The organism is Chryseobacterium sp. IT-36CA2, from assembly GCF_949767875.1.
GTDB lineage: Bacteria > Bacteroidota > Bacteroidia > Flavobacteriales > Weeksellaceae > Chryseobacterium.
Genome location: NZ_CATKPG010000021.1, coordinates 614,477 through 628,820, shown reverse-complemented (window position 1 = coordinate 628,820; position 14,344 = coordinate 614,477). Strand labels below are relative to the sequence as shown.

The 14,344-nt window shown below is 35.5% G+C and carries 16 protein-coding genes; 5 read left to right on the top strand and 11 right to left on the bottom strand.

The window, feature by feature from the left end:
* The 4 genes from ACM6F9_RS14360 to ACM6F9_RS14345 form a co-directional block, all read right to left on the bottom strand.
* A complete protein-coding gene (locus tag ACM6F9_RS14360) occupies nt 1-336 on the bottom strand; it encodes a hypothetical protein (protein WP_114819600.1) in 336 nt (111 codons plus the stop codon).
* 77 nt (nt 337-413) lie between these two features.
* Entirely contained in the window at nt 414-962 is a 549-nt protein-coding gene (locus ACM6F9_RS14355) for a 2OG-Fe(II) oxygenase (RefSeq protein ID WP_414846337.1), read from the bottom strand.
* 28 nt (nt 963-990) lie between these two features.
* A complete protein-coding gene (locus ACM6F9_RS14350) occupies nt 991-1,533 on the bottom strand; it encodes an NADAR family protein (RefSeq protein ID WP_414846336.1) in 543 nt (180 codons plus the stop codon).
* A 312-nt stretch (nt 1,534-1,845) separates the two neighbouring features.
* The gene (locus ACM6F9_RS14345) at nt 1,846-2,541 is read right to left on the bottom strand and encodes an NrtR DNA-binding winged helix domain-containing protein (protein WP_414846335.1); all 696 of its coding nucleotides are present in this window, start codon (nt 2,539-2,541) and stop codon (nt 1,846-1,848) included.
* Between the two features lie 123 nt (nt 2,542-2,664).
* On the opposite strand from ACM6F9_RS14345, the gene ACM6F9_RS14340 reads away from it, so the two are divergent.
* Nucleotides 2,665-3,309: a DUF1579 domain-containing protein gene (locus tag ACM6F9_RS14340; protein WP_414846334.1), complete on the top strand. Its 645-nt coding sequence runs from the start codon at nt 2,665-2,667 to the stop codon at nt 3,307-3,309.
* 55 nt (nt 3,310-3,364) lie between these two features.
* On the opposite strand, the gene lepA is transcribed toward ACM6F9_RS14340, so the two are convergent.
* From lepA to ACM6F9_RS14315, 5 genes are all read right to left on the bottom strand, one after another.
* Nucleotides 3,365-5,161, bottom strand: coding sequence for a translation elongation factor 4 (lepA, locus tag ACM6F9_RS14335; protein WP_414846333.1), 1,797 nt, complete (start codon nt 5,159-5,161; stop codon nt 3,365-3,367).
* Between the two features lie 130 nt (nt 5,162-5,291).
* On the bottom strand, nt 5,292-6,332 hold the full coding sequence (locus ACM6F9_RS14330) for a hypothetical protein (protein WP_414846332.1): 1,041 nt from the start codon (nt 6,330-6,332) through the stop codon (nt 5,292-5,294).
* Nucleotides 6,333-6,429: 97 nt separating this feature from the next.
* The gene (locus tag ACM6F9_RS14325) at nt 6,430-6,942 is read right to left on the bottom strand and encodes a hypothetical protein (RefSeq protein WP_414846331.1); all 513 of its coding nucleotides are present in this window, start codon (nt 6,940-6,942) and stop codon (nt 6,430-6,432) included.
* A 6-nt stretch (nt 6,943-6,948) separates the two neighbouring features.
* Nucleotides 6,949-7,491 carry a hypothetical protein gene (locus tag ACM6F9_RS14320; RefSeq protein WP_414846330.1) on the bottom strand — a complete coding sequence of 181 codons (543 nt, stop codon included), beginning with the start codon at nt 7,489-7,491 and terminating at the stop codon, nt 6,949-6,951.
* A 17-nt stretch (nt 7,492-7,508) separates the two neighbouring features.
* The gene (locus ACM6F9_RS14315; RefSeq protein ID WP_105702317.1) at nt 7,509-8,060 is read right to left on the bottom strand and encodes an RNA polymerase sigma factor; all 552 of its coding nucleotides are present in this window, start codon (nt 8,058-8,060) and stop codon (nt 7,509-7,511) included.
* A gap of 178 nt (nt 8,061-8,238) precedes the next feature.
* Here ACM6F9_RS14315 and ACM6F9_RS14310 point away from each other — a divergent pair, with 178 nt between their 5' ends.
* The 4 genes from ACM6F9_RS14310 (at nt 8,239) to ACM6F9_RS14295 (ending at nt 12,806) form a co-directional block, all read left to right on the top strand.
* The gene (locus tag ACM6F9_RS14310) at nt 8,239-8,988 is read left to right on the top strand and encodes a Rossmann-like and DUF2520 domain-containing protein (protein ID WP_414846329.1); all 750 of its coding nucleotides are present in this window, start codon (nt 8,239-8,241) and stop codon (nt 8,986-8,988) included.
* Entirely contained in the window at nt 8,978-9,496 is a 519-nt protein-coding gene (locus tag ACM6F9_RS14305; RefSeq protein ID WP_089693341.1) for a KdsC family phosphatase, read from the top strand. The genes ACM6F9_RS14310 and ACM6F9_RS14305 overlap by 11 nt, the downstream gene beginning before the upstream one ends.
* A gap of 8 nt (nt 9,497-9,504) precedes the next feature.
* Nucleotides 9,505-10,068, top strand: a complete 564-nt coding sequence (locus ACM6F9_RS14300; protein WP_414846328.1) for a Maf family protein — start codon at nt 9,505-9,507, stop codon at nt 10,066-10,068.
* A gap of 149 nt (nt 10,069-10,217) precedes the next feature.
* A complete protein-coding gene (locus ACM6F9_RS14295; RefSeq protein WP_414846327.1) occupies nt 10,218-12,806 on the top strand; it encodes a tetratricopeptide repeat protein in 2,589 nt (862 codons plus the stop codon).
* Between the two features lie 20 nt (nt 12,807-12,826).
* Here ACM6F9_RS14295 and tsaB read toward each other — a convergent pair whose 3' ends face one another.
* Both tsaB and ACM6F9_RS14285 read right to left on the bottom strand, forming a co-directional pair.
* On the bottom strand, nt 12,827-13,507 hold the full coding sequence (gene tsaB / locus ACM6F9_RS14290; protein WP_414846326.1) for a tRNA (adenosine(37)-N6)-threonylcarbamoyltransferase complex dimerization subunit type 1 TsaB: 681 nt from the start codon (nt 13,505-13,507) through the stop codon (nt 12,827-12,829).
* 82 nt (nt 13,508-13,589) lie between these two features.
* Complete coding sequence (locus ACM6F9_RS14285) at nt 13,590-14,339, bottom strand: SDR family NAD(P)-dependent oxidoreductase (protein ID WP_414846325.1); 750 nt, start codon at nt 14,337-14,339, stop codon at nt 13,590-13,592.
* Between the last annotated feature and the right edge of the window lie 5 nt (nt 14,340-14,344).

Here is a 14,344-nt window from a genome sequence, read left to right as displayed (position 1 = left end):
CTACAGTGTTTTTCCAAATAAATATTCAAATCTTTTTTGGGTTACTTCGAGCTGAATATTCAGATTTCTGATTGTTAATGATAATTCCATGTCTTTCTGAACGAATGCTTCTGGATTAAAATCCGCAAAAGTCAGACTGTTTCTGTCTAAAGGACTGATATCAATAAGCCCTTCCTGTTCACGCTCGAGTCTTTTGATTTTTAGTTCGATATCTTCAACTCTGCGCCTGTAAATCAGTTCGGAATCTGCTCCGATGATCTTTGCTCTATCTTCTCTGATCTGATCATTATTTCTTTGTAATGATTCGATAAATCTGGGTTTTAATTCATCTTCCATGATCAAATATTTTTATTTGTGTTAATATTACGCTAATTAAATAAGACATAGCAATGCCTTCCTTTTTAATGGATTCTTTATACTTTTGAGTACATTATGTCTGTTCTTAAAACATACTTCTGTCCGCTGATCAGGGTTTTTCCTTCATGTCTTAAAGGATGATGAAAAATAAGAGCTGTTCCCTTCTTTGGAGCGACTGTAAATAAATTTTCAAATTCTGTTTCTCCTCCTTCAAAATCATCATTCAAATAAATCATAAAAGTGTAGAAGCTTTTCTCTTTCTCATTTCTGATGTAGCTCCCGTCTCTGTGCATTTTGAATTGCTGCCCGGAAGCATATTTATAAATCCTTAGCATTTCATTAAAGTTAATAATCTGATATCCATCGTGTTCCTGCGGCAGAAATTCTGCAGCCTTTTTGAAAAGCTCTTCAGCTAGTGTAGTATCGAAAATCATCAGTCGGTCATTATTTCTGATTCCTTTATTCATCTGCTGGCGTCCGAATACATTAATTTTTGCTTCTTCAAAAACCTTTTCCTGAGAAAGACTGATGTAATGATCACATTCCGTTTCAGTCAGAAAATCTTCAATCAGAAATATCTGTGGGTGCAATTCTGTTTTTTCCATAATACTATTCTGTGTTTGGTTTGTGTTTTTACCTTCTTAATTCATCCCTTACTTCCATCAAAGCAAACCCTAAAAGGTTTTCTCCATTCCATAATAAAGGATTTTCTGCTCTGCTATCTGTTTCCAGCATCCCGATTCCCCAGATTTTATCATAAGGACTTGCTTCTACGAGGATTTTGTCTCCGGTTGATAAAAGAAAGTCTTTAAATTTTTGATTTTGAGAGAATTTCAGGAAATTTCCCTGGGTTACAATTTGATATTTATGCTCATCCCAAAGTTTTGGATCAAAGTTTTTCACTTTTCTACCAAGGGCTTTTGCCTGATTAGGAGTATTTGCACTTAAGATTTCCTTTTCTGTTTCAGGATCATTAAATAATCTGGCTTTTCCTGCCATCATATAATGTTCTGCTGTTTTGTAAGTAATCCCATTTTCTTCAAAACTTCCTGGAAACCATTGGCTGAAACACGATTTGGTAACCATATCTTTTGCTGTATGCCCCCAGAAAAAGAGAAACTTGATTCTTTCCTTCTTCTGAAAACGTTCTGTAATATTTTGTATAGTGTATTTCATGATTGCGTTATTTTGACACAAATTTAAAAGAATATGATTTTATGAACCAAATTTATTTGTGTTAATTTCACACTAATTAATTTAACAAACTGATTATCAAGGATAAAAATTTAATTTATATAAACACGAATAACACAAATTTTGATCACAAATGGCACCAATTTGATAAATTTTGGCTAAAGCCGATGGAATTTGGCCATAAAAAAAACGGGCTAAAGCCCGTTCCTATTGAATATATTGTGATATTTTTTGCTCCAAGATATTTGTGAACATTAGTGCTAAATTATTCGTGAAATTTGTGTTTAAAACAAACTACTTAATTTCAAAATAAAAGCCCTGTTCTTCAAGCTCTTTATATTTTTCCTTGTTGAATGTAAAAAGTTTTCCGGGTCTGCCGCTGCCTTCTTTTTTTACGTTATTGGTTTCGTTAAGGAGTCCGTAGCTCATGATTTTCTTTCGGAAATTTCTCCTGTCGATTTCCTGTCCGACAATCGTTTTATAAAGATTTTCAAGATCTGAAAAAGGGAATTCTTCATTGAGAAGATTGAAGCCGATCGGCTGGTACTGAATTTTCGTGCGAAGTCTTTTTAAAGCAGTCTCAATGATTTTTTTGTGATCAAAAGCTACTGAAGGAAGCTTGTTAATACTGAACCATTGAGCATCTTCCGCATCTGAATCAGCAAACAGTTCATGATAAGATGGGTTTACAAGCCCTAAATAAGCCACAGAAACCACTCTGTTCCTTGGGTCACGGCCAAGATTACCAAAAGTATACAGTTGCTCCAAAAAATCGGGCTTTATGCCTGCCTCTTCATAGAGTTCTCTTTTTACCGCATCATCTACACTTTCATCATCAAGAACAAGTCCACCTGGTAGTGCCCAGCCTCCTTTAAAAGGTTCAATATTTCTTTTAATCAGAAGGATCTGAAGATCTTTTTTGTCAAAATATCCGAAAATAACGGCATCTACAGCCACTTTTATATCCTGTAATTTTTTTGGAGACTCCATAAATTGATTTGCGTTACGAATACACAAAACTACGATTTATGCCTGTATTAAAAAATAATTTTGATTACAATAAAAGTTCTTATCTTTAAGTTATCATTATAACATTCTTAAAACTAAACAATTATGAAAAATTTATTAACAATTCTTTCTGCAGTTTTTTTATTAATAGCTTGTGAGAAAGGAAAAACAACAGCTTCCGCTGGATCTGATAAAACAGATTCTACGGCTTCAAATTCTGAATGGAAACCTGTAGATTCTGCAACAGCCATGAAATCCTGGATGGAATACTCAACTCCAGGAGAAATGCAAAAAATGCTGGCAAAGTCTGATGGAACCTGGAACGGAGAAACTACCATGTGGATGGAAAACGGAGCAAAACCTATGATAAGTAAATCTGAGGCCACTAATAAAATGATATTTGGCGGCCGTTATCAGATGACTAATCACAAAGGTGATTTTATGGGAATGCCTTTTGAAGGGATGAGCATTGTAGGATATGATAATTCAAAGAAGAAGTTTGTCAGTACATGGATTGACAATATGGGAACGGGAATCATGCATTCAGAAGGTGACTGGAACCCTGCCACAAAGTCAGTTGAATTCAAAGGAAAAATGACAGATCCTTCAAGACCTGGAAAAGATTGTGATTTCAGAGAAGTATTCACCTTTATAGATGACAATACTCAAAAACTGGAAATGTACGGCCCTGATTCCAAGACGGGAAAAGAGTATAAAACAATGGAAATAAAGTATAACCGTAAAAAATAGATCAATAAAAAACCGCTTCTGACGAAGCGGTTTTTGTTTTATAATGAATTAAAAATTAATCATTTAGCTTTAATACAGCCATGAATGCTGATTGTGGTACTTCTACTCTACCAATCTGCTTCATTTTCTTCTTACCCTCTTTCTGCTTTTCCAATAGCTTACGCTTTCTGGAAATATCTCCTCCATAACATTTTGCGGTAACGTCTTTTCTTAGAGCTTTAATAGTTTCTCTTGCGATAACTTTCGTTCCTAATGCAGCCTGAACAGCAATATCAAACTGTTGTCTCGGGATCAGCTCACGAAGCTTCTCACACATTCTTTTACCGATGTAATAAGCATTAGAATCGTGAATCAATGAAGATAAAGCATCTACCATATCACCATTGATCAGGATATCCATTTTTACAAGCTTGGAAGCTCTGAATCCGATTGGGTGATAATCGAATGAAGCATATCCTTTAGAGATTGATTTTAGTCTGTCATAAAAGTCGAATACAACCTCAGCAAGCGGCATATTGAAAATCAATTCTACTCTTTCTGATGTCAGATAACTCTGATTAACAATTTCTCCTCTCTTTTCGATACATAAAGTCATTACAGCTCCTACGAAGTCAGATTTTGTAATGATAGAAGCCTTAATGAAAGGTTCTTCTACTCTGTCCATCGTTGAAGGATCCATCATTTCAGACGGGTTGTTGATCAAAATAGGAACTTCAGGTTCTTTTTTAGTATATCCAAAATAAGAAACGTTCGGTACTGTTGTGATCACGTTCATATTGAACTCTCTGTCAAGACGTTCCTGAACAATTTCCATGTGAAGCATTCCTAAGAATCCGCAACGGAAACCAAATCCAAGTGCTGCAGAACTTTCCGGCTCGAAAACCAGAGAAGCATCATTCAGTCTTAATTTTTCAAGAGAGAATCTTAATTCTTCAAAGTCTTCGGAATCAATTGGGTAAATCCCGGCAAATACCATTGGTTTTACTTCTTCGAACCCATCAATTGGTCCATCAGCAGGGTTTTCAAAAGAAGTGATGGTATCTCCTACTTTTACTTCACGGGCATCTTTAATACCGGAAACCAGATATCCTACATCTCCACACTGGATAGTTTTCTTTGGAACCTGCTTCAGTTTCAGAGTACCTACTTCATCGGCACCATATTCTTTTCCTGTAGCAAAGAATTTGATCTTTTCATTTTTAGTAATACTTCCGTTCACAATTTTAAAATAAGCTTCAATTCCTCTGAACGGGTTGTATACAGAGTCAAAAATCAAAGCCTGAAGCGGACCATCAGGATTTCCTACCGGTGCAGGAATTCTATCTACGATCTGCTCAAGAAGATGGTGAACACCTTCTCCTGTTTTTCCGGAAACTCTCAATACATCTTCATATTCGCATCCGATAAGATTCATAATCTCGTCGGTTACTTCTTCAGGATTCGCAGATGGAAGGTCAATTTTATTCAAAATCGGAATGATTGTCAAATCATTTTCCAATGCCAGATACAGGTTACTGATGGTTTGCGCCTGAATACTTTGTGCAGCATCTACAATAAGAAGAGCACCTTCGCAGGCAGCAATAGAACGGGAAACTTCATAAGAAAAGTCAACGTGTCCCGGTGTATCAATAAGGTTTAAGATATATTTTTCTCCTTTATACTCATAATCCATCTGGATAGCGTGCGACTTGATTGTAATCCCACGTTCTTTCTCCAAATCCATATCATCAAGCGTCTGAGACTGTAATTCTCTTTGGGTAACGGTATTCGTATACTCCAATAGACGGTCTGCCAGGGTACTTTTACCGTGGTCGATATGAGCGATTATGCAAAAATTTCGTATGTTTTTCATTTAAGAATCTTGTAATTTGCAAAGATAAAAAAAAGCGAGAGATTATTGTCTTTCATTATCTTATTGTATCAATTTATTTATTTTCTGACAAGGAATACTTTATTTTCCAGCCAATAAATCTGTAACCATTTTATTTTTCAAAAATATATCCTCCTGTTAAAGAATCAAGATAGACATTAGACTCCATGGTAGATCTGAATCCAACACCCTGAACTGCTCCAGCGTTAGCATCAGACGAAGAATCAATTGCAGCACCAATTAACGCTCCTACTAATCCTCCGGCTACTGCTCCTACAAATAATCCTCCGGTTTGGGAAGCAGCAAAAAGATTAGCTCTGGAAGAATAGATGTAAAAACCTTTGGCGTCTTTATTCATTTCGTCAAAACCTACTGGTGTAGTTTTATATGCCTTTCCATCTTCTACATAACAGTACATTTTATAAAGAGAAGTTTCAAGGTCATTATAGATTAGCTGTACCACTTTTCCTTTTTTATTCTTTTTTACAGAATAATCCGGATCAGGTTCCTGACTATGAAATTTCTGAAAACTAGTATAGACCCCATCTTTAAGAACATCATTATGAAGTGCTTTATACCCTTTATTTAAATATTCTTCATATCTATTGATTTCACTTTCAGGGATATAATACCCAGGAGCAATATTCGGATAATAAGAAGCTTTTACAAATTGAGTGAATATCTCCGAAATCTCCCCTGCGAGAAAGATGGAAGGATGTGTGGTTACATTTGGATTGGAAACAATCACATTATTATATCTCCCGATAAAGTAATACTTATCATTTCTTTTAATAAAACTTGAAAGTTTAATTCTGGCTTTCACATAGGGAAATGTCCTGTTATTATCCTGCTCTTCATAAATCTTCAGATCTTCAAGCATAAGAACAATATCACTATTTCCTAATACCTTATTATTATCTCCTTTAAACCAGTTTTCAACAAGCCCTTTAAGATCGTCACTGGCAAATCTAAACTCAACAATATTTTTTTTATCCTGAACAGTTCCTATGTTTTTATCCGGTCTGTTATCGATAAAAGTAAGAGATCTTGTAAGCCCTTTTCTATCTTTGATATTATCTTTAAGTTCTATTATTTCTGTCTTTTGAGCTGACCATAAAGCTGAAAGCAAAAAGAAGAAAAATATTTTTTTCATTTCTTAATTTTTGGCAAAAATAGAAATTTAGAATAAAAATTAAACGGCTCTCACAGAAAGATCTGTAAGAGCCGTCCAACATTAAAAAAATAAACTATTATGGGTTCTGTTTAGGCCCTGAAGTATTATTATCATTTCCGTGAGGTTTTCTTTCATTCATTTTATCCCTCATCATTTTTTCGGAATTAAATAGCTTCAAGACTTTCTGACAGGGAATTACCTGCTGCATTTTATCCGCATATTTTTTTCTATCTTCTAATAGTCTTTTCCCCAACTCAAAACTTTGTTGTAATTTTTGTTTAGCTTCATCATCTGATAATGTTTCAGGATCAATGTCAAAATTAAACTGTTTCTTAATTTGTCTCTGACTTTCCAGATATTCATTGTATAACTGTGTAAATTCAGCTTTATCACTAGGAGCTATATTCAGATTTTCTATAATCATTTCATTTCTGAATTTCTTAAGGAGCTCTTTTCTTTCTTCCGGAGAAAGACTATTAATGACTTCTTTCCTTTGCTTAGGATCCATTTTTTTCCAGTCATAATCCGTCCTCTGGGCATTTAAGCCAAAGCCATAAATTATCAAAAACGCCAATAATATCTTTTTCATCTTTTATTAATTATATATATCCAAATAAACGTCCTGAGTCGAATTACTTGCTAACTCTGCAATTTCAGAATTAGAAAACGAATCCAGGTAGTCATTCATTTGTATTTCTTCTTTTTTTGTTACTTTTTTTACCGATTTTGGAGTTTCTGATATTTTATCAGATTCATCTTCACCTTTAAAAACGTAAACATCTTTACCTTTTTGATTCTCAACTGTTTGATTATTATTTTCAACAGAAGTTAAATCAGATTTTAAAGTTTCATAGGCCTTCTCGCTTTCTGTCTTTGGTTCTTCATTATTGGAAGTATATTCTGTTTTAGCGCTCAGTGTTTGTTCCGTAGAATCATTATCTGAATTGAAAACATACATTGATCCAAAGACCAAAGCCAGTGATGCCGCTGCAGCATACATCCAGTTCAGCTTAAAGACAGGTGCTTTTTTACTTGTCTTTATATCATTCATAACGTTCTCCTGAATATTTTCAAACATATTATCAGGAACTGTGTAAATGTTTTTACGCTCTAGTTTTTCTATGTCGAACTCTTTCATCTCTGTTGGATCAAAAATTATCTTTCGTAATTTTCTTTAATATATTCTTCTATTTTCTGTTTAGCATAATGATAATTTGTTTTCAGTGTTCCTACAGACATATCTACAATTTTTGATATCTCTTCATAGGGCAAATCATCATAATACCTCATCATAAATACCAGTTTCTGCTTTTCGGGCAGGCTCTGTATAGCATTCTGCAGTAAAATCTGTATTTCCTCAGCATCTCCTTCTGTATTATCAGCAACAAGATTCTGCATGTGATACTCCGGATCTTCATCAGTTTTCTGCATTTTCTTCATTTTATTAACCTGCTGTAAGGCTTCGTTGGTAGCGATTCTGTACAACCAGGTATATAGCTGGCTATCATTTTTAAACTGATGAAAATTCTGATAAGCTTTAATAAAAGTCTCCTGCAAGGTATCTTGTGCAAGATCTCCGTCCACAATAATTCTTCTTATGTGCCAATACAATCTGCTTTGATAGGCATCCATCAAGGCCCGGACTCCCTTATCCTGGGTCCGTGGATTCTGCATCAACGAAATAATCTCCGCGTCCTTAATCTTCATAAGATGCTTTCACTGTTTTGGATTACAAAAATAACTGAAAGTTAAATTAAAAATTCAATTTTCAGATTAAAAATTAAATATTATGAGACACTTACGCAATAAACGTGCCTATATAGAGGAATCATATTTCTAAAACCTCTTCCTTTTCAGGCTCATCTTAAAATCTTATATTTGTTATATGCAAATTGTAATAATCGGTTCCGGAAATGTTGCCTATCACATGGCAAAAGCTTTCACTTTGAAAAGTATTCCCCTGGCCCAGATTTTTGGCAGGAACGAAAAAGAATTAAGTAAAATTTCTGAAGAATTGCACATTCCTTGTTCCACAGAGCATCTGGAAGAGGCAGATCTTTATATCATCTGTGTGAGCGACAATTCTGTAGAAGAAGTTTCGAAGATCATTACCAAAAAAAACAGTTTGGTAGCCCATACATCCGGATCTCTTCCAAAAGAAGCGCTAGCCGGTGAATACAGAAAATCCAGCTTCTACCCTTTACAGACTTTTTCAAAATCCAAAGAACTGGAATATGAAAAAATTCCGTTTTTTGTAGAGGCAGAAAATGAGGAAGATCAGAAAATATTATTCGATCTTGCTTCGCAGGTTTCAGAAAAGGTAATGGAAAGCAGCCATGAAAAGAGAAAATATATTCATTTGACAGCAGTTTTCGCCTGTAATTTTGTGAATCATCTTTTTTCAAGAGCTAAAGAAATTTCAGATTCTCAGGAAATTCCTTTTGATTATTTTTTACCATTGATTGATGAAACAGTGCAAAAAATTTATGAAATTGAACCTAAGCAGGCACAAACAGGACCAGCAGTAAGAAATGATGTAAGAATTTTGCAGCTGCATGAACAGTTACTAAAAGATGAAAGTCTTGAAATTTATAAAACAATGAATCATTCTATTCAGAAAATGTATGAGTTATAAAGAGAAATTAAAAGATATTAAGGCATTTGTATTTGATGTAGACGGAGTTTTCACAGACGGAAGTGTTTATCTTCTTCCGGGAGGAAATATGTGCAGGGTAATGAATGTTCTGGATGGCTATGCAGTAGTAAAAGCATTAAAAAATAATTATCTGATCGGTGTTATTACGGGAGGAAATGATGAAATGGTAAAGCACAGAATCAATTATCTGGGAATCCAGGATTATTATCCGAAGTCTCACAACAAAATTGAAGATTTTGAGGATTTTAAGAAGAAATATAATCTTAAGAATGAAGAGATTCTGACTATGGGTGATGATCTTCCGGATATTCATATTATGGAAAGTTCAGCTATTGCAGCGTGTCCTGAAAATGCAGTTCCAGAGGTAAAAGGAATCTCCGATTATATTTCCCCGAAAAAAGGAGGAACGGGTGCAGTGCGTGATGTCATTGAACAGGTGATGAAGGTTCAGGGGAACTGGCATGACGATAATACTCAATCTGTATAATGAACGATATGAAATTACTTTTAGCATCGCAATCGCCAAGAAGAAAAGAACTACTTTCCAGCCTGGGTTTTGAATTTGAAGTGGTAAAAATTGACTGTGAAGAAATTATTCCGGAAAATATCAAGATAGAGGAAGCTGCCGCTTATCTTTCTGATTTAAAAGCTGATGCTTTTAGAAGTTTGGAAGCTGATGAAGTTCTTTTAACCGCGGATACAGTAGTAGCTGTTGACGGTCTGATCCTTGGAAAACCTAAAGATGAGGACGACGCATTGAAGATGCTTCGGAGTCTTTCCGGAAGAATCCACCAGGTTTATACAGGAATTACCATCAAAACTGCAAATAAAATTTTTACAGAAACTGATGTAGCAGCTGTTACCCTTGATGAACTTTCGGACGAAGAAATCAAGTATTACATTCAAAACTATAAACCTTTCGACAAAGCGGGCAGTTATGGTATTCAGGAGTGGCTGGGAATGGCAAAAATCACCAACATGACAGGAAGTTTTTATACTATTATGGGACTTCCTACGCATCTTGTTTACAAAATATTGAAAGAAATCTCTCCGATATAATCAATTATTGAAGTTTAGAATGTCTGTTAAAGTAAAAATAAAATATTTCCACAAGAAATATAAATATTATTCATTATAAAATTTTATTATTTTTACAAAATCATCAAACAGCTGATAATAAATAGAAGATTAGCGAGTTATATTGAATAATGAAAAAGAATATATTATTCCTTTTAGTGATATGTCTTGTTGCTTCCTGTGCTACCAAAACAAAAAAGCCGGAGCAGCGATCAAAACTATTGAAAGGATTTTCCACATACTACAACACCCTTTTTAATGCAAAAGACGCATTGAACAGTGAGTTTACAACCAGAGATAAAGGGCATAAAGATAATTTTTATGCACCTTATATTCCTATTCTGACCTATGAAGATCAACCTTTAGGAAGTGATCTTGGACAGTCCGAGGCTTTTGCCGAAAACTCTATGAGAATGGCTGAAGTAGCCAATAAGCCTTCTGGCAGAGGTGATTCCGGAGCACCCAACAGACCTGGAGGACCTTCAGGAAATGGTCCTGCCAGACCTGATGGTGAACAGGGCAAAGGAGCCACTACCCTTGAAATTGCAGAAGCAAAAGCTTTAAAAGCGATCAATAAATATTCTGTAACCAGAAATGGTGAAGAAAAAAACAAGACCATTTTTGATGCTTATATGATCCTTGCCCAGGCAAGAATTTATCGTGGTAAATCTCTGGAAGCACTGGATGCTCTTAATTATGTTTTCACCCACATGAAAGATGATAAGAGGATTCCATTGGCAAGAATTTATCAGGGTCTTGCTTATGATAAAATCAAGGATTATCACAGAGCGCATGAAACTTTTGCCAAACTGAAAGGAGAAGACATTAGTAAAAGCTATGCTAAGCTGCTAAGTATTTATTACTCTGAATCTCTACTTGATGCTGGTAAAAAAGAAGAAGCTGCCAAAGAACTTGATAACGCTTTCGAACTGAACAGCAACAGAAAGCTTAAGAGCAGAATTGCTTACCTGAGAGGACAGGTTCTTGAAAATCTTGGTCAGAATGATAAAGCCAGAGAAAGCTATACTTCAGCTTACAAATACGCTAACGATTTTGAATTTGAAGTAAAATCTCAGATTGCCATTGCCAAGACTTTTAATGGTAAAGGTGATTATGCCGGAGCAAAAAACTATCTGGAAGGTATCAGTAAAAAAGGAACTTACGGATCCCGAAAAAATGAATTTTACTATGCTTTAGGCTTAATGGCCAATAAAGCAGGAAAAAAAGATGAAGCACAACAGTTCTTCAGAAAATCCCTTTTTGAAAAGGTTTCTGACCCTCAGGTTCGTGGATTGGCCTATTACGAAATTGGAAAAAGCTACCTGGAAAAAAATGATTACATCGGTGCAGGAAGTTATTATGATTCTGCACTTGCAGTAATGACTTATGAGCCTTCAAAAATCTTATTAAAAGACCAGTCTGAATACATCAAAAAGATATCCAAAAACTATTATCTGATTAAAAAGAATGACAGTATTCTTTCTTTGGCTAAAATGGATAATACACAGAAAACAGATTATTTTACGAAATATATCGCCAAACTAAAAATTAAAGAAGAGAAAGAAGAACAGGAAAGAAGACGCGCTGAAAGAAACAAAGGATTTGATACCGGAGATTACAGTGCCAATTCTATTTTTGCCAATGGATCTGCTAATGCTTTTGAAGATTTTGGAGTAACGACAAAATCATTTTACTTCAGCAACACCGGAACAGTAAGTAAAGGAACATCCACATTTAAGCAAGTATGGGGAGATCGTGCACTTGCCGATAACTGGCGTTTTTCAAAGAAAATGTCTTCTATTGAGGATATGAAAGATGAAGCATTAGGAATAACTTCTGCGCCTAATCCAAGACGTTTTGAGCCTGCTTATTACATTGAGCAGATTCCTACAGATCAAGGTAAATTATCTCAGCTAAAAAAAGACAGAGACACCGCTTCTTTAGGTTTGGGAATCATGTATCAGAACTATTTTACCAACACTCCCCTAGCTACGAAAACATTATATGATCTTGTAGACGTAAAACCGGAAGAAAAGGTAATGCTTCAGGCTTTGTATGAGATTTTTGCGATGAATTATGAAAAAAATCCTCAAGCTTCTGAAAGAGCAAAACAAATTCTACTAACCGATTATCCATATACTTCCTATGCTGAATTTGCCAGAAATCCTAAAAACAAATCTTTCGTAAAGTCAACTGAAGAAGTTGAAAATGAATATAAAAAGGCCTATGCTCTGTTTGAATCCGAAAAATTTGCGGAAAGTAAGAATATCATAGATCAGACTATTCAAAAGTTTCCTAAAGATGCACTGGTTCCTAAATTGTATCTGCTCAATGCATTCAATGCAGGAAAATCCAGTGGAAAAGAAGTCATGATTCTGCAGCTTGAACAGATTGCCCTGAATTATTCTAAAACTACTGAAGGTGTTAGAGCTAAAGAAATGCTGAATTACCTGAAGAGTGACCTCAGCTTCCAGGCAACCGATACTAAAGGAAATCCTGTACCGCAACGGCCTGATGGCAGACCAGCTCAGCCTAATAGCCCGAATGGAACAGGTGTTCCACAAATGAACAACGATAAAGTACAGAAACTGGAAAATGTAGATCTACTGCCCCAGACGGGTACTGCCCCACCGCAGACAAATCCGTCACAACAGATGCAAAAGGATAAAAAACCAAACGAAAATAAACCACCATCTAAGTCTCCACCAAGACCTCAGTAAAGAAAAAGAAAAGCGAAGATTTACTCTTCGCTTTTCTTTTTCTTTACACCATGGAAATCTTTGAGATAAAAAGGCTCAAAATAAGCCATATCTTCAAATTCCCTGTTTTCTATTTTTTTCAGTGTCTTGCGGATAAGATATTGGGAAGATGGATAGACATTTTCATTAAAAACGGCATCTGGAAGATTCAGTATCTCTTTTGCTTTCTTAGCCCCGTCTCCTACAAACAATACTCTTTTGTCTTTGAATTCTTCAAAAGAAGTTTCATCCAGAATTTTCGCTTCGGTCTGTGACAATTCTTTTCCTGTATGACCGTCGTAAATGGCTGTATATACCTCCATTCTCCTCGCATCAACTAAAGGTACTACAAAGTCATAGTTACCCCCTAAAAAAGGCTCTATCATGCTTTCAAGAGAGTTTACTGCTACCAAAGGAACTTTCAGTCCATAACAGAACCCTTTTGCCGATGCTGCACCAATTCTCAAACCGGTGTAAGATCCGGGTCCCTTTCCTAAAGAAACCGCTTCGATATCTTTAAGTGAAATTCCTGATCCTTCCAAAGCCCATTCTACATAGGTATGAAGACTTTCAGACTGTTTATAGTTTTCAGAAACTTCTTCGCATAAACACAGTAATTTCTCATTGTCTGATACAGCTACCGAACAGTTCTTGGAAGAGGTTTCCAGATATAGAATTTTCATTTTTTTGTTTTAAGCTAAACTGCAACATTGCAAAAGGCAAGATTGCTTTTAATTTTCTGCAAATTTAATCCATTATTTTGGACTATTTTCTATAAATCGTTCTTGGCTCTGCCTGTGCACTCGGATAGATTGTCATATCTGAAATGGTAACGTGCTTCGGGGCATTTACGCAATAAGCAATGGCATCAGCAATGTCTTCTGCCTTCAAAGGTTCATAACCTGCATATACCGTTGAAGCTTTATCACTATCACCTTTGAATCTTACCAAAGAGAAATCTGTCTCCACAGCTCCCGGCTGAATGTTGGTTACTTTGATACCAAATTCAGTGAGTTCCAGTCTCATCCCTTCCGAAATAACGTCTACTGCTTTTTTCGTTGCACAGTACACTACTCCATTGGCATAGGTTTGCCTGGCTGCTACAGAACTGATATTTACAATATGACCTAAATTTTTAGTTTTCATAATTGGAATAATCATTTTGGAAACATAGAGTAGTCCCTTTACATTTCCGTCAATCATAGAATCCCAGTCATCTGTCTTACCTGCTGAAAGAGGATCTAATCCGTGGGCATTCCCTGCGTTATTAATCAGAACATCAATCTCTTTCCAGTTTTCAGGAAGTGAATTGATGGCGGTTTCTACTTCTTCAAGATTCCTTACATCAAACATTAAACTAAACACTTCGGTATATTGAGATAACTCAGATTTTACAGCTTCCAGCACCTCATTTCTTCTTCCACAGATAATAATTCTGTTTCCTTGTTTTGCCAAAAGCTTTGCAGTGGATTTTCCTATTCCGGAAGTTGCTCCGGTAATTAATATTGTCTTCATAATAT